Origin of the sequence: Arcicella aurantiaca, from assembly GCF_003148625.1 — a bacterium.
Taxonomy (GTDB): domain Bacteria; phylum Bacteroidota; class Bacteroidia; order Cytophagales; family Spirosomataceae; genus Arcicella; species Arcicella aurantiaca.
On record NZ_QGGO01000039.1, the window covers coordinates 25,849 to 42,043 of the forward strand.

Below are 16,195 nucleotides of genomic sequence, written 5' to 3' on the forward strand. Positions count from 1 at the left end.
ACCAATAACCAATCCACCAATAACCAATCTACCAATAACCAATCTACCAATAACCAATCCACCAATAACCAGTAACTAATTACAATATTCTCAGCCCAAGTGTCAATTGCCACAAATTACCTTTTTGAGAAAAATTGATATTTGTAGAATTTAATCCTGCAATTTCAGATAAACTACCTTCATAACGTAAATCAACCGAAAGAGAACCAATATCTAAACCTCCACCTGCTTGATAACCGTAAGCTGCATTTTTGAATGATTCGCCAAGATTGCTTGAATATTTCTTTAAAGCTTCGTCTAAACCATCACTTGACACAATAAATGATGCCATTGGACCAGCATTCAAACGCAAAGGACCAATTTTAAAACCAATCAACAAAGGCACATCAATACTTGAATAATCAATGGCTACTGTTTTAGAAGTTGACCCCGAAGTAGGCAAAATATTAATATTACCCCCTTTTGCGGAGAAAATCAATTCTGGTTGTACGAAAAATTTATTCCCTATACGTGCATAAATTCCACCAACATAACCCGTTTTAGTATCCAAACTTTGTTGTAAATTATCTCCAAACGACTGCGTTTTAAAGTCGGTTTTTAATTGAGAAAAATTTACACCTCCACGAATTCCCAACGAAAATTGAGAAAAAGAAACATTCACTTTTGCAAATGCTAAGACAAAAAGAAAGGCTAACAGTTTTTTGTTCATATTGCTTATTTTTTATTTGTTGGCAAGATAACGTGAATCTATCGCTTCTATGTATCCGATTACTCAACAATTTGATATAAATTAGTATTCGGAGGGGATTGTTTAGGTATGAGGTAATAGGTATGAGGTTGTAGGTTGAGGTATGCGGAAGTAGGAAACGAGTAACAACTTCATAACTCATAATTCACAATTCATAACTCACAATTCATAACTCATAATTCACAACTCACAATTGATAAAACTACCTCATAACTCATATTCAAACAAATGGCTAAAGTAAAAACATCATTTTTTTGTCAAAATTGTGGACATCAAGCTCCAAAATGGTTGGGGCGTTGCCCTTCATGTGGAGAGTGGAACACTTTTGTAGAAGAAGTCGTACAAAAAGATGAACCAACAAAAGGCTCTTGGAAAGTGTCAACTTCGCTGAAAGTTGCCTCAAAACCACGTGCTATTCAAGAGATAAATTTTGAAGAACAACCTCGAATATTAACGAAAGATGCCGAACTGAATCGGGTTTTGGGCGGAGGAATCGTTTTAGGTTCTTTGGTACTTATTGGTGGCGAACCCGGAATTGGGAAATCTACCTTAATGCTTCAAATTGCTTTATTGCTGGATAATTATCGAGTTTTGTATGTTTCTGGAGAAGAATCTGAGCAACAAATCAAGATGCGAGCAGAACGTTTGGAAAACCAAAGTAAAAATTGTTTTATCCTCACAGAAACGCAAACACAAAATATCTTTAAACAAATTGAAACCTTTGAACCTGATATTTTGATAATTGACTCAATACAAACGTTACAATCGTCGTTTGTGGAATCGGGTGCAGGCAGTGTATCGCAAGTAAAAGAATGTACCGCCGAATTAATGAAATTTGCCAAAGAATCAGGTACGCCTGTTTTCATGATTGGGCACATCACCAAAGACGGCTCATTGGCAGGTCCAAAAGTGTTGGAACACATGGTGGACACGGTTTTACAATTTGAAGGCGACCGACATTTGGCTTACAGAATCTTACGAACCACCAAAAATCGTTTCGGAAGCACCTCAGAATTAGGCATTTACGAAATGTTAAATTCGGGTTTGAGAGAAGTTTCAAATCCTTCTGAAATATTGATTTCACAACGAGATGAAGACTTTTCGGGTATTACCATCGGGGCAATGTTGGAAGGTAATCGTCCGCTTTTAATAGAAACTCAATCCTTAGTTTCCATTGCTACTTACGGAACGCCACAACGAAGTTCAACGGGTTTTGACGCTAAACGTTTAAATATGTTATTGGCAGTTTTGGAGAAAAGAGGTGGCTTCCGTTTAGGAAATCAAGACGTATTTTTGAACATTGCAGGAGGTTTGAAAGTAGAAGACCCAGCCATTGATTTAGCCGTTTGTGCTTCCATTGTTTCATCTTACGAAGATTTGAGCATTCCGTCCACAATATGTTTTGCGGCAGAAGTTGGTTTAGGTGGAGAAATCAGAGCGGTAAATAGAATTGAACAGAGAATTTCAGAAGCAGAAAAATTAGGATTTAAGGAAATTTGGATTTCAAAATTCAATGCAAAAGGCTTAGATACAAGTAATTACAAAATTAAAGTCAGAATGGCAGGAATGTTGGAAGATGTATTTATGCAGATTTTAAGGAAGTAGCAATTTATTATCACAATCAAAACCACTATTAAAATGTACATTATTTATTTAATTATCGTTGTCTTGGCATTTGTAATTAATATCTATTTGTTAACCAAAAACCCCAAAGCTGATGGTGGGCAATCTGGCGTTGCTCCTGTGGTACAAATGGTTATTGGACTTCCTATGTTTTTAGGTAGTTCTTTGATTTTCTTCCTGTTACACAATACGGAAGTTGCCAAAGATTTCCCTGCTATTTTTATCCCGTTACCTTTGATTTTAGAAATAGTCTATTTCACTTTTACGAAAGATATTTTTAAAATTCATAGTCCCGATTTTGATGGGAAATTAATTCGTTCTTACGTTGTATCAACTGCTTTGGCAACAGTTATTGGGTATGTATTACATTCAATTTTTTAATGCTGAAATCTACTAAGTTTACAAACAATTTTAGCAGAATGTTTAGGGTCGCTACTGCTCCAAAAACTACTTCCATCGGCTTTGTGATAGACAAATTTTAGGTTTAAATTCATGTCATCATTTTGCCATAAGCTTTGGGTACTTTCAAACAATGTAAAGTTTGGCAGTACCCTTTTCTTTTCATCAACAGGACTAAAATGAACTACTAATTGATGAATATCGTCCTCCCCTACGTGTCCCGAAACGGTGTATTCCTCCAAACCCAATTTACTTTTTACGCTTGCTATTCCGTCAAAAATATTCCTTGAATTTCTGAAACTTGCCCTTCTATGTTTTTTAAAAGTAAAGGCTTTTTCCCAACGTTCGTCATTAGTAGTAGGTTCTACAATAGTTATGGATAAATACTTTTTCACGCCGTTTGGGTCAGTAAAATCGCCTTCCCATTTGCCTATGAGCAGTTTTTCGTTGATATTACGGCTGTATGCCCAAGGACTTTGATGAAGGTCATACCAATACCCCCCATAAAATTTGATGACAACAAATAATCCCCACACCAACAAAAGTCCTGTACCCGTAAAAATTATACCTCGATAGTTTTTCATCGTCTTTATTTTTAATTCTCAATTTACCATTAGTTAGCAAGTAATATAACATTTACATTAAATCTTTTATCGTTTTACAAAGTCTTTGGGGATGTGTTTGTATTTTTGTTAAATAGTAAGAATTAGGAACAAATAAGGGATTTTAAAAGAATGATTGTCTAAATAAAAGATTACATTATAAAATCTTTATTTTCACAAAAAATATCTATCATGAAAACTTTAAAAATCCTCCTATTAATCTTATTTTTTGCTCAAAATTTTGAAATAAACGCTCAAAATGCTGATACTGCCCAAACAAGTATTTCTTTTTTAAAAAGAGTAGGACTTAGATTCATCGCCAAAATTGAAACAGACGCAGGAATCAGAAAAGGGCTTTTATATGCCGCTGATTCAAACGGGATTGTTATGTTAGATTCCCTTTATCAGAAACAATATTATCCTATTTCAACGATAAAATCACTGGTTATAAAACGTAAAAACTCGTTTGAACATGGCTTGGCTAAAACATTTTTATTTATTGAAGGAATAGGCGTTAGTGCAGGAACTCTCTTATTTATCGGAGGAATTTTTGCAGGAGAAGCTGCATACACTTTAGCTTATGCTGTATTAATTGCCGCATATATTGCTCCATTTGCTGTTGGTTCAGCGGTGGTTATTGGGCTTGCAAGTGCCATAATACCTGCTATAAAAATTACTAAATTTACACCAAAAGAATATGCACGAAAATTCCGATTCATCAATCGTTCTACCCAAGAATATCTATTGAAAAAACATCCAAACTCGAAAAGATTGGTGGCAACTTACTAAAAGTCGCTCTCTTGTCCTTACATATCAAATATGGAACTAAACCCTCAACAACCCTTCGAATTAACCCCTTTTGAACTAACAAAGGAATACATCGAAAAGATACAAATCGCTATCAGTGAGCAAAATAATGAGCTTATCAAAACTGAGATGGAAGAGTTGTATCCAGCGGATATTACCAATATCTTGTATGAATTGAACGGCGAAGATTCTCATTATTTGGTTCGTTTATTAGACAAAAAATTGGGGGCAGAGATTATTACCAATCTTGATACTGACGACCGTAAAAAATTCCTTAAAAACTTTACGCCACAAGAAATTGCAGAATATGTAGATTTAGTGGATTCTGATGATGCCGTTGATATTTTGAACGAGCAACCAAAGGATATTTCTGAAGATATTGTCGGACTTTTAAAGGATAAAGAACAAGCCCGTTTTGTCAATGATTTAATGCACTACGACGAAGATTCGGCGGGTGGTTTGATGCAAAAAGAATTAGTAAAAATCAACATCAAACAGTCTGTAACTGAGTGTGTTGAAGAAATTAGAAGACAAGCCGAAGACGTTGAAAATGTAACTGCCGTTTATGTAGTTGATGATGATATTATTTTACAAGGAAGGGTATCGCTGAAGAAGATTATTTTGGCAAAAAGAGGGTCAAAAATTGCAGATATTTATTCTGACGATATTGTGTCGGTAAAAACAACTGCAACAGGTGAAGAGGTTGCCGATGTAATGCAAAAATACGACCTTGATGCCGTACCAGTTGTAAATATTCAAGGACGATTGTTGGGAAGAATTACCATTGATGACGTGGTCGATTTTATCACGGAACAAGCCCAAGAGGACGTTCAAGCCATGACGGGTATTTCGGAAGACGTTGAGGAAGATGATAGCGTTTGGAAATTGGTTCGTTCACGTTTACCTTGGTTGATTGGCGGTATGTGTGGAAGCTTTTTAGCAGCAAAACTCATTGATAATTTTGATGATAAACTTTCGGCAATTCCTGCCATTGCGGCATTTATTCCGCTTATTGGGTCAACAGGGGGCAATGTTGGTATTCAATCATCTTCGATAATTGTACAAAGTTTAGCAGATAAATCGGGTATTGATATGCCTTTGGGAGAACGTCTTTTTAAAGTGCTTAAAGTGGCTTTGTTGAACGCTCTTATTGCTGGAATGTTCGCTTTTGCAGGCTCATTAATCGTAGATAGTGTCAATGTTCAACTATCCCTAACCATTGCATTATCTATATTTTCGGTGGTGATGTTAGCTTCTTTAATGGGAACAATTACACCTTTGGTATTAAATCGATTCGATATAAATCCCGCCATTGCTTCAGGCCCATTTATCACAACGACCAACGACCTTTTGGGGTATGGCGTTTATTTATTGATTGTATATTTATTAATGTAACACAGGTTTTCAACCTGTTTCTGAAAATAACAGGTTGAAAACCTGTGTTACTAAATTGACAGGTTGAAAACCTGTGCTACTAAATTGACAGGTTAAAAACCTGTGCTACTAAATTGACAGGTTGGAAACCTGTGCTACTTATGATTGCAGTAATTCAAAGAGTTTCAGAGGCTTCTGTCAAAATTGATGGAAATATTAAAGGAGAAATTGGAATAGGTTTTTTAGTGCTTTTGGGCGTTACACATACAGATACAAACGAAGATGCTGAATGGATTTCTAAGAAAATTATCGGCATGAGAGTTTTTTCTGATGAAGATGGAAAAATGAATCTCGACTTATCTGCTATAAATGGAGATATTTTATTGATTAGCCAATTCACGCTTCATGCAAGTACAAAAAAAGGAAATCGACCGAGTTTTATAGAAGCGGCTCGCCCTGAAATTGCCATTCCTTTATACGAAAAAACCATTGCTCAATTAGAAAAAGATTTAGGGAAATCAATCCAAACAGGCGAATTTGGGGCAGATATGAAAGTTAGTTTAGTTAATGATGGACCAGTTACTATTATTTTAGACTCAAAAAATAAAATATAAATGACAATAGAAGAAGCACAAAAAACAGTTGACGAATGGATTAAAACTGTTGGAGTTCGATATTTTAATGAATTGACTAATATGGCAATGCTTACTGAGGAAGTCGGGGAAGTTGCCCGAATTATTGCCAGACGTTACGGTGAACAATCTGAGAAAGAATCAGATAAAGCCAAAGATTTGGGTGATGAAATGGCTGATGTTTTATTTGTATTGATTTGCCTTGCTAATCAAACTGGAATAGATTTGACAACCGCTTTACAAAAAAACTTGGACAAAAAAACCAAGCGTGATGCCACAAGACATTTACAAAATACGAAGCTACAATAATATTCTTTGAAATAAATTTTAACGTAATATTGTTCAGATTTGATAACTTTTTTTGAAAGTTATCAAATCTTTTACCCTTCTCCACAAGAATTAATTTATCTTGGAATTTGTTTTTTCTCAACTTCTTTCGTCATTTTTTGACCTAATTCTGGAGAAATGTCAGGCTTTAAATAAACAGACAATTCATCAACAATTGGGTTCAATTTAATAATAGCAGGGTGCTGTGTATCAAACTCTCTATCTCCCGAAATAGAACTATAATCCTTTTCAGAAAGTCCTCCCATATTATTTGAGTAGTCATTAAAACGAATAGAAATATTTTTATTTGCCATTTTTCCACCTTCCCAGCTGACAACATTTCCGCCTAAATCCCAGCCTAAACCCGTAATCGTAAAGGTTTTACCATTCAATGCTATTACTTCCGACATTTTCATGCCTAATCTTAAACCTTCTTTAGACTCCCAAGGAGAAGAAGGAGTGGCATCACTCGTTCTACTAAAGCCTCCTTTTACCAGTACATCTTGGATTTTCTTATAGTCCTCCCCATCTTTCCAGTAAATTTCTATTTCTTTAGCTGTTCCGGGAAAAAGCATCGTTGTTTTAAAATCACCTTCTCCCGTTGTGACCGTTGTATCTTTTTTCACATTCTCTGCACCATATTTCTTTTCAAGTCCTTTTAAATCAACGCATTGCAATACATCTTCAAGATACATTATTTCGGATTTTGAAATTTTATTGGCAGATGAATCAGACTGAACAGCATTTATTGAGTCAAGATTTTCAGTCGTATTTTTCTTTTCAGAACAAGCAACAAGCATTCCTACAAATGCTAAAGAGTAAAATAATTTCTTCATAAAATTTATGGTTACAGATTGTAAATTAAGAATCAAAACTAATCAAAAAGCTTCTGAATCCCAATTTTATAGTTTTGCCAAAAATATCTTTCTACGATATTCCGTATTTTTTATGATATTTGTAAATCTATTCAGTCAATAGAGTATATATAATGAAATACCACTGCTTAATTTTTACATTTTTGTTTAGTTGCCAATTGTTTGGACAAGCTAATATTACCAATCAAAATCTTTATTGGACACGTTACTACAATCAACTTTCTTTGAATTCAAAGTGGACTTGGCACAATGAGATTGATATGCGTAGATTTGCGGACAACAGTCGTTTACATCATTTAATTATCCATTCACATTTACATTATAAAGTTGCTCCAAACTTTGATGTGGCGGCAGGTATTACTTACTCCCAACAAAGTCCACAATTTTCTGATGCAACTTCTACCTTAGTTGTACCCGAAATTCGTCCTTTTCAAGAAATAAACCAAAGTCAAACATTAGGAAAAAGAGTGACTTTATCACATCGTTTTAGATTGGATGAACGTTTTATCCGCAAAAACAATGGAACAGACCTTTTAGAAGGCTCAGATTTTAATTTCCGTTTTCGCTATCGCCCTCAGTTAGTGATAAATTTGAGTAAATCTGACAATAAAACGCCTGTAAATCTGAAAGTTGCAGATGAACTTATGCTCAATTTTGGTGGAGAAATTCTCTATAATCATTTTGACCAAAACCGAGTTTACGCAGGTTTTGAAAAAGTATTATCTAAGAACTTTTCGGTAGAAATGGGATATTTACACTGGTTTCAACAAAGAAACACGGGTAAAGATTTTTTTGATAGAAATATCGTTAGACTTACCATTTTACATAAGGTAAAACTTTAGTCTAACTTCAATGTTAAACCGTCATAAGCTAATTTTATAAAAGCAGGTAGTTCTTCCTCTACTTCTCTGTGAAGTCCCATTTGGTGGCTTATGTGCGTAAGATATGCTTGTTCGGGGGCAATTTTTTCTAATACTTCAATTGCTTCCGACAAAGTATAATGAGAAAGATGCTTTTCTTTTCTCAAAGCTCCCATCACAATTACTTTACAGCCTTTCAGCTTTTCCATTTCTTTTTCAGAAATAAAATTTACGTCAGTAACATACGCAAAATCATGTACACGAAAACCAAAAACAGGTAGTTTCATGTGCATTACTTCAATGGGTGTAAAATTCACTCCTTCTATTTGAAAAGGCTCATTTACAATTTCATTAAGCGTAATTTGAGGAGTACCTGGGTATTTAATTTCAGTAAAAGCATAATAAAATTCTTGCTTAATTTGCTCTAAAACGTGTTTTCTTGCAAAAATAGGCATATCACGTTTTTGGAAGAAATTATAGGCTCTTACATCGTCAAGTCCAGCGGTATGGTCTTTATGTTCGTGGGTAAAAAGAATGGCATCTAAATTATTGACTCTCTCACGAAGCATCTGTTGGCGAAAGTCGGGACCTGTATCAATTACAAAACTTTTCCCATCTACTTCAATATGAATAGAAACACGAAGTCTTTTATCTCGAAAATCAAGGGATTGGCAAACCTCGCATCCACAGGCAATTACGGGAACGCCCTGCGATGTACCAGTGCCTAAGAAGGTGATTTGCATAATAGGAGTTTGGGGTTGGGAATTAGGCATTAGAGATGAGTAAATTACTATTCCCTAAAACCTAAAACCAAACACCTAAAAATTATTCAGTTAAAGCTTTTACTTGTGCTACAAGAGCATCAAAATTAAGAGGTTTTGCTAACATATCATCGAAACCAGCTTCTTTGAAATCTTCCATCGAGTAGTTACGAGCATTACCAGTAATAGCAATCATTGGTAATTTTGCTTTTTTCTCATCTTTCAAATTACGTACAGTTTTCGCACACTCCATTCCGTCCATTACAGGCATATTGATGTCAAGCAAAAGTATATCAAAATCCTCTTTATCAAGAGCATCTAAAACTTGCTGACCGTTCTTTACAGAATGAATTTCAAAGTTTTGGAACTCTAATATTTTTTTAGCAAGGTTTTGGATAACTGAGCTATCTTCGGCAATTAAGACTTTTTTCATATTAAACTTAAAATTGATTATTGTGGTAAAGATAAGAAACCGCAATCAATTATTTGCAAGAGTTTCTGAGTTTAAAGTTATTGAGTTTAAATTTATACAGATTTCACTCGAAACAACAATTGAGAAAGCTCATTCTTCTGTGATTTTACTCATTCTTCGTCACTAATTGCTGTTCATAAAGTATTAAACATGGAATATCTACCATTTTAACTTCTCCATGCAAACCAAGTGTTCTAAGGCGATTTTCGATAGAATCGTGATAATTTTGAAACCAATCCAAATCAATTACCGTTGCATCATCCAATCCAGATTCGTTAATGACAGGCAAATTATCAACCAATTGAGGATTACTTTCAAAATAATTCATCAAATCTTTAATGGTAAGCCCTTTTTGCGTAATTCCAAGGCTGTCTTTACTGGCAATTGCCCCTCCAATATCTGACTTTTGGAGGGCAAATACTTTCTGATTACGAGTTTCTACTTTAGATTTCAGTGGAAAAAGTGATTCTAATTGTTGCACGCCAACTTCTCGAATAGATTTACCAATAAACTCGGGTATGTTTAAATCTAAACAAAACATATTTTGAGGTTCAAACGAATATTTATTTTTGTCAGCAACCTCTAAAATAACTCTACTCGTCTTTTGGTCGTACAAAATTTGGTACATCAACGAAATTGGGCAATTTACAAAGCGATATTCGGAAGAAGATTCTTTGATAAATTCGGTAGTAAGTCCTTCTTTGAAATTAGACAATTCAATTTTATAGGTTTGACTTTTAGGCTTATGAACAATTATTGGCTCACCGTCAGACGAATAAACCGTATTTGATGACGATGCAGACTGCGAATAGGATGCTTCTTGATATTCGTGTTTCATCGTAAATTTTACTGGCTCACGATTTATCATTTTACCAATCACAAACTGGTCAACTTCATCAGGAGACGTAAATGCACGCACTACACCTGTTTGGTCAATAACAACGGTATGAGGAATAAAATGATGATAAAACATATCGTTTAATTTTCGTCCCCAATCCATCGCAAATGAAAGGTTTTTGAAGTTCCGTTTGGCAATAAAGGCATCTACTTTATCACGATTTTCTTCAGAAATTGCTACAAATTTAACGGCATTTCCAAACTGAGCCTGCAAACGGTCAAAGTGTTTAAGAGAAGGAATACAAGGTGAACAATAGGTCGCCCAAAATTCTATTACGACAATTTTGCCACGAAGTTCTTTGAGGGAAATATTCTTTTCGTTACCATTAGACGTAATGACCGACATGGTAAAATCTGGGCAAACATTCCCTAACGTTGGTGGGTCAGTTTGTGCCATAAAGGTTTGTGCAAAAACAGAGTTTGTAAGAATTACAAAGGCTATTATCAGCAGTTTTTTCATATTGATAAAGATTAGGACTATCACTAAAATACTTGCCCTAAAATCATGCCGTTTTGGTTGTTAGTAATATTATTCAAAATAATTGAGTATCATAAAATTAGCAATTTTGTAGAAGGAATAAAACTCTAAAATGCAAGTAAGTACAATGACGATTTAAGAATTAAGATTTACGATTATGTTTGACTATGTTGTAATATTCTGATTAATAGGGAGTTCCAACAAATAAATCCCAACCCTTCATAATTGAAATACCTTTAAACTAAAAAATCGTCTGAAATTTTTCAGACGATTTTTATTACTTATTGATTTTCAGCGAATTACTTTACGGTAAATGGCACTTTTACTTTGTCCCAAGCTAAAGTTACAACACCTGAGTTTTCAGCATTAATCGTGAAACGTTCAGTCATTTCAGTAGCTTCGGGTTTTGCCGTTACTCTTAAAACATCATCAGCTTCTTTATAGCCGTAAGCACCCCATTGTTTAACCGTTTTATTGAAAATGATAGTCCATTCTTTTTCTCCCGGAATTGTAAAAAGTGCATATTTACCAGCTTTTAAAGCTTTTCCATTGATAGTTACATCTTTACTTACTTCAAATGTAGTAGCATCATTTGCTCCTGTACGCCAAACTTTTCCGTAAGGTGCAAGGTCACCTGCCCATACGTTACGACCTTTTACGGCTGGTTGGTGATAATTAACAGTCACAGTAGCACCGCCAACAGTTGCCGTAGCTTTTGCAGGAGGTGAAGGCATTTTAGAGGCATCTTTGCTCATGTCATGTTGAGCGTTGCTGATGAAAGCAGAAAAAATAAGCGTTGTTAATAAAAGTAATTTTTTCATTTTTGTAAATGGATTTTGTTGTAATCATACAGAGAAGAAACAGTCTTTTCAATATGACGGATTTGATATTTTTTAGGAATTTTTAATTCCATGTAAATAACGAAAAAAAAGCTAAGAAGTTTCATTTGAACATAAAAAAATCCCTCAAACTAAATTGGAGGGATTTTTATCTAATTCATAGTTTACAGACTGAAGTCTGTGTTACTAACTGAAGTCTGTGTTACTAATTAAAAAAGTCTTTCATTTTCTCGAAGAAGTTCTTTTCGTTTTTGTTAGGTTTTGGATGAAAGTTAGGAGAATCTCTCATTTTTTCTAACATTTCAGTTTCTTCTTTGGTCAAACTTTTTGGAGTCCACAGATTCACGTGAATTAACTCATCTCCTACTCCATAGCCGTTCAATTCTTTAATTCCTTTTCCTTTCAGACGTAAGATTTTTCCTGCCTGTGTACCTGCTTCAATCGTAATACGAGCTTTTCCTCCGATTGTTGGTACTTCTACGGTTGTACCTAAAGCGGCATCTGCAAAGTTTAGGTACAAATCGTAAATTACGTTTGTGCCGTCACGGTGTAATACTTCGTCTGGTTCTTCTTCAATAACAATCAATAAATCTCCCGCTACGCCTCCACGTGGTGGCACGTTTCCTTTGCCCGACATAGACAATTGCATACTGTCTGCAACGCCCGCAGGAATTTTGATTGGGATGATTTCTTCTTCCAAAACACGTCCTTCGCCAAAACAAGCCTCACAACGAGTTTTGATTTGTTTTCCTTCTCCATTACAAGTCGGACATGGTGAAGTTGTCACCATTTGTCCCAACATGGTTTGTTGAACCCTACGAACTTGTCCAGCACCACCACAAGTTTGGCAAGTGCTTAATTCTGTACCATTTTTAGCACCGTTTCCACTACAAGATTTACAAGTTACATGGCGTTTAACTTTAATTTTTTTCTCAACACCGTTAGCAACTTCCTCAAGGTTTAATTTGAGTTTAATTCTAAGGTCAGAGCCTTTGCGTCTGCGTTGTTGCTGACCTCCGCCACCACCACCGAAGAAACTTCCAAATGGGCTACCGTCACCACCACCAAAAATATCTCCAAACTGACTGAAAATATCCTCCATGTTCATTCCTTGCCCACCATAGCCACCACCACCTGCGGCTCCGCCCATACCAGCGTGTCCGAAACGGTCGTATTGTGCTTTTTTCTTAGCGTCCGAAAGTACCTCATAAGCTTCAGCAGCTTCTTTAAACTTATCTTCCGCTGTTTTATCTCCTTGGTTTTTATCGGGGTGAAATTTTATCGCCATTTTGCGATAAGCCTTCTTTATTTCTTCTTCCGAAGCAGACTTTGAAATCTCTAATACTTCGTAATAATCTCTTTTTGCCATAATCTTATTAGGGGTTAGGTGTTGGGGATTAGGTGTTAGAGAGATTTAGGAATTTCTCAAATCCTAACTCCTAATCCCTAAGACCTAATTTGCTACTACTACTTTTGCAAAGCGAATAACTTTTTCATTTAAATAATATCCTTTTTCAACTACATCAAATACTTTTCCTTTGTCGTCCTCAGTTGGAGCAGGAAATTGAGTAATTGCTTCGTGTAAATCAGCGTTGAATATTTCTCCTTTTGCGTCCATTGGTTTCAATCCTTTAGAGGCAAGGGTATTGCTTAATTTGTTAAAAATCAAGTGAACGCCTTCCGAGATTTCGCCTTCTTGAGCATTTGCAGTTGCTCTTTCGATGTCATCAATGATTGGTAAAACATCTACAATAACTTTTTCCGAAGCCGATTGAATCATGTCTAATTTTTCTTTGGCTGTACGTTTACGGAAGTTATCAAAGTCTGAATAAAGACGTAAATATTTATCTTTCAATTCAGCTACTTCTATTTTTAGTTTTTCAGCTTCTGTTAATTCTGGTGCAGCATCTGTCGGTGTTTCTTCTGAAACATTGTCAGTTTCTGGGGTGATTACTTGTTCTTCTACTGATAATTCGTCTTTATTTTCCATTTTCAATGCACTTTTCGCTTTGTTTTTGTACTTTCCTAATATGTTCAAAAGTTTTGCCATTTCCGTTTTCCTGTCAGATTGACAGATTTAGTCTGTAAAATTACAGATTAGTTGGCAGATATGAGTAAAAAGGTTTGTAACACAGACTTCAGTCTGTAACTGAATGAATAATTTCTTAGTTACAGACTAAAGGCTGTGTTACTTATAATTTCTTAGTTACAGACTAAAGGCTGTGTTACTTATATCAACTCCTCAGATAGGGCAACCGTCCAGCTATCAAAGAGGTTTTTCTCAATTTCACAAGCCTTTTCTGCATGGTTTTGCCAGTCTTCTGAAAAACTTTTTAGTTGTGAAATCATCTCTGCTAAATGCCCTTCTTCTTCCACAATAATTGACTTCACATTAACTTTTGAACTTACAGCATCCAAAGCATCCTGATAAATTGGATACAACTCGTCTGCACGTACTTCAATCGCATAAGTTACTAACAAATATGCTGCATATTTAAGGTCGTTTCCTGAGAGTTTCAACGTTTGCTTCAAATATCTACAAACGTGAATATCAAGACTATGGAGGTAAGTATAGCTTGCAAAAGGAGCTACTAAATAGGCATTTTCGTAAGTTGGATAATTTTCAATTTTATCAACTTTTTGAATCTGTTTTTTCAGATAAAATGCGTGTCTGGCTTCTTCTGAAGCGTGTTTTAGAATAAGATAAGAAACCTTAGTTTTATCTTCGGAAGCAGAGATTTTTCTGGCTCCCGTATTCTCCATGAGCGATAATGTATTTAAAAATCGAGCATGAAGAGAATCATCAGCTATGATGTTTTGGAATATTTCTTGTAAATTCATAACTCAAAAGTAATTCTATGTTTTTGATTGCGTTTTCTAATCTTAGATAATTCAAAAATATTATTAAAATTATGCAATTACATTACGTAACATACTCTCCTGAAGAACTCAATGAAGTAAAAAAAATCTTTATAGAGTATGCCGAATTTCTACGAATAGACTTATGTTTTCAAAATTTTGAACAAGAATTACAAACACTCCATAAGGTTTATAATCCACCACAAGGTTGTATTATTTTAGCGAAAGAAGACGAAGAAGTATTAGGTTGTATCGCTTTAAAACCGATTGGCGAAGGTGTTTGTGAAATGAAACGTTTGTATGTAAAACCGCAAACAAGAGGTACAGGTTTAGGACGTCAATTGGTGACTGAACTTATCAATTTTGCTAAAGAATCAGGTTACAAAACCATGAAATTGGATACTTTAACAACCCTTGAAAGTGCTACAAAGTTGTATCAATCAATGGGATTTGTAACAACAAATGCTTACGTCTATAATCCTTTAGACGAAGTTTTATATTTTGAATTAACGCTCTGAAACAATCAATTTTAAACACTTTAAAACCATAAAGTGGCTTAAAAGCCATTTGGACATTAACAACCAACTAATTTTATGAAGTTACCATTTTTATTAAAACTAAGTGCTATCATCTTTTTACTCGGATTGGGTTCATGGGGCTTTTTAGCACATAAAACCATTCATCAAATTGCGATTTATTCTCTTCCAAAAAAACTTCAAGGATTTTTCTTTAAAAATGCTGATTATTTAGTTTATAATTCTGTTCGTCCAGATGTAAGGCGTAAAGATGACCCAAGCGAAGCTACCAAACATTTTATTGATATTGATGCTCCAATTTTTGGCGAAAATTCTATTGAAACAATGCCAAGAACTTGGGAAGAAGCCTCTCAAAAATATACGGCTGATACCCTACGCAAGTACGGCACTGTGCCTTGGGAAATTATGAAATTGCAAGCAAAATTGACTAATGCTTTTCGTAACAAACTGAAAGACAGCATTTTATTTTATTCGGCAGACTTGGGGCATTATATTGCTGATGCTCACGTTCCTCTTCATACAACGGTCAATTATGACGGTCAAATGACTAATCAACGTGGTTTGCACTCACTTTGGGAAAGTACCGTTCCTGAAATGAATATTGATAATTACAATTTGTATCAAGCTCATAAAGCTAAATATATTAAAAATCCTTTGGCTGAAATTTGGGTGAAAATTAGAGAATCAAAACTGATGTTAGATAAAGTTTTGGCAGACGAAATTAAAGCTTCTGAGGGTTTTACAGAAGATAGAAAATTTAAACGTTCTGAGCGTTTTGGAGCAATGAGAAAGAATTATTCTGGCGAATTTGCGAAGGCTTATGCGGAGAAATTAGGCACTACGGTCAATGAAAGAATGTTGGATGCTTCAAAAACAGTGGCTGATTTTTGGTTTACGGCATGGGTTGATGCGGGCTGTCCAGATTTATCTGAATTACAAAATATTAGCGATGAGGATAAAGAAAAATTGAAAGCTGAGAAGAAGGCATGGAAAAGCAACGAACTAATTTCTAAAGGCTTACTTCAATCTCGTAAAGGGAAAAGTGACGGGGAGTAATTGGTTATTGATTATTGGTTATTGGTTATTGGTTATTGGTTATTGGTTAT

19 protein-coding genes are annotated in these 16,195 nt (G+C 35.0%); 9 read left to right on the forward strand and 10 right to left on the reverse strand.

The window, feature by feature from the left end; all coding sequences use genetic code 11:
• Positions 1-79: 79 nt before the first annotated feature.
• Complete coding sequence (locus tag LV89_RS22670; protein ID WP_109745217.1) at positions 80-709, reverse strand: porin family protein; 630 nt, start codon at positions 707-709, stop codon at positions 80-82.
• Positions 710-976: 267 nt separating this feature from the next.
• On the opposite strand from LV89_RS22670, the gene radA reads away from it, so the two are divergent.
• A complete protein-coding gene (gene radA / locus LV89_RS22680) occupies positions 977-2,353 on the forward strand; it encodes a DNA repair protein RadA (protein ID WP_109745218.1) in 1,377 nt (458 codons plus the stop codon).
• Positions 2,354-2,386: 33 nt separating this feature from the next.
• Complete coding sequence (locus LV89_RS22685) at positions 2,387-2,752, forward strand: hypothetical protein (protein WP_109745219.1); 366 nt, start codon at positions 2,387-2,389, stop codon at positions 2,750-2,752.
• Here the strand turns inward: LV89_RS22685 and LV89_RS22690 are convergent.
• Complete coding sequence (locus LV89_RS22690; protein WP_109745220.1) at positions 2,749-3,354, reverse strand: hypothetical protein; 606 nt, start codon at positions 3,352-3,354, stop codon at positions 2,749-2,751. The two genes, LV89_RS22685 and LV89_RS22690, sit on opposite strands and share 4 nt — an antisense overlap.
• Positions 3,355-3,564: 210 nt before the next feature.
• Here LV89_RS22690 and LV89_RS22695 point away from each other — a divergent pair, with 210 nt between their 5' ends.
• From LV89_RS22695 to LV89_RS22710, 4 genes are all read left to right on the forward strand, one after another.
• On the forward strand, positions 3,565-4,161 hold the full coding sequence (locus LV89_RS22695; protein ID WP_109745221.1) for an ABC transporter permease family protein: 597 nt from the start codon (positions 3,565-3,567) through the stop codon (positions 4,159-4,161).
• A 30-nt stretch (positions 4,162-4,191) separates the two neighbouring features.
• Positions 4,192-5,574 (forward strand): magnesium transporter, encoded by a 1,383-nt coding sequence (gene mgtE / locus LV89_RS22700; protein ID WP_109745222.1) that lies wholly within the window; start codon positions 4,192-4,194, stop codon positions 5,572-5,574.
• Positions 5,575-5,714: 140 nt separating this feature from the next.
• Complete coding sequence (dtd, locus tag LV89_RS22705; RefSeq protein ID WP_109745223.1) at positions 5,715-6,167, forward strand: D-aminoacyl-tRNA deacylase; 453 nt, start codon at positions 5,715-5,717, stop codon at positions 6,165-6,167.
• Complete coding sequence (locus tag LV89_RS22710) at positions 6,168-6,494, forward strand: nucleotide pyrophosphohydrolase (RefSeq protein WP_109745224.1); 327 nt, start codon at positions 6,168-6,170, stop codon at positions 6,492-6,494.
• A 95-nt stretch (positions 6,495-6,589) separates the two neighbouring features.
• Here the strand turns inward: LV89_RS22710 and LV89_RS22715 are convergent, their stop codons facing one another.
• Positions 6,590-7,348, reverse strand: coding sequence for a hypothetical protein (locus tag LV89_RS22715; protein WP_109745225.1), 759 nt, complete (start codon positions 7,346-7,348; stop codon positions 6,590-6,592).
• Positions 7,349-7,500: 152 nt separating this feature from the next.
• On the opposite strand from LV89_RS22715, the gene LV89_RS22720 reads away from it, so the two are divergent.
• The gene (locus tag LV89_RS22720) at positions 7,501-8,229 is read left to right on the forward strand and encodes a DUF2490 domain-containing protein (RefSeq protein WP_109745226.1); all 729 of its coding nucleotides are present in this window, start codon (positions 7,501-7,503) and stop codon (positions 8,227-8,229) included.
• On the opposite strand, the gene LV89_RS22725 is transcribed toward LV89_RS22720, so the two are convergent.
• The 7 genes from LV89_RS22725 to LV89_RS22755 all read right to left on the reverse strand — a co-directional run bounded on the left by LV89_RS22725 (position 8,226) and on the right by LV89_RS22755 (position 14,535).
• Positions 8,226-8,990, reverse strand: coding sequence for an MBL fold metallo-hydrolase (locus LV89_RS22725; protein WP_109745227.1), 765 nt, complete (start codon positions 8,988-8,990; stop codon positions 8,226-8,228). The two genes, LV89_RS22720 and LV89_RS22725, sit on opposite strands and share 4 nt — an antisense overlap.
• Positions 8,991-9,072: 82 nt before the next feature.
• Entirely contained in the window at positions 9,073-9,441 is a 369-nt protein-coding gene (locus LV89_RS22730; RefSeq protein WP_109745228.1) for a response regulator, read from the reverse strand.
• Positions 9,442-9,586: 145 nt separating this feature from the next.
• Complete coding sequence (locus tag LV89_RS22735; RefSeq protein WP_109745229.1) at positions 9,587-10,837, reverse strand: TlpA family protein disulfide reductase; 1,251 nt, start codon at positions 10,835-10,837, stop codon at positions 9,587-9,589.
• 317 nt (positions 10,838-11,154) lie between these two features.
• Positions 11,155-11,676 carry a DUF2911 domain-containing protein gene (locus tag LV89_RS22740; RefSeq protein WP_109745230.1) on the reverse strand — a complete coding sequence of 174 codons (522 nt, stop codon included), beginning with the start codon at positions 11,674-11,676 and terminating at the stop codon, positions 11,155-11,157.
• 223 nt (positions 11,677-11,899) lie between these two features.
• Entirely contained in the window at positions 11,900-13,066 is a 1,167-nt protein-coding gene (dnaJ, locus tag LV89_RS22745) for a molecular chaperone DnaJ (protein WP_109745231.1), read from the reverse strand.
• Positions 13,067-13,147: 81 nt separating this feature from the next.
• Positions 13,148-13,744, reverse strand: a complete 597-nt coding sequence (locus LV89_RS22750; protein ID WP_229201584.1) for a nucleotide exchange factor GrpE — start codon at positions 13,742-13,744, stop codon at positions 13,148-13,150.
• Positions 13,745-13,923: 179 nt separating this feature from the next.
• Entirely contained in the window at positions 13,924-14,535 is a 612-nt protein-coding gene (locus LV89_RS22755; RefSeq protein ID WP_109745232.1) for a hypothetical protein, read from the reverse strand.
• Between the two features lie 71 nt (positions 14,536-14,606).
• Here LV89_RS22755 and LV89_RS22760 point away from each other — a divergent pair, with 71 nt between their 5' ends.
• On the forward strand, positions 14,607-15,071 hold the full coding sequence (locus LV89_RS22760; protein ID WP_109745233.1) for a GNAT family N-acetyltransferase: 465 nt from the start codon (positions 14,607-14,609) through the stop codon (positions 15,069-15,071).
• 75 nt (positions 15,072-15,146) lie between these two features.
• Positions 15,147-16,145, forward strand: coding sequence for a zinc dependent phospholipase C family protein (locus LV89_RS22765; protein ID WP_109745234.1), 999 nt, complete (start codon positions 15,147-15,149; stop codon positions 16,143-16,145).
• Positions 16,146-16,195 lie beyond the last annotated feature (50 nt).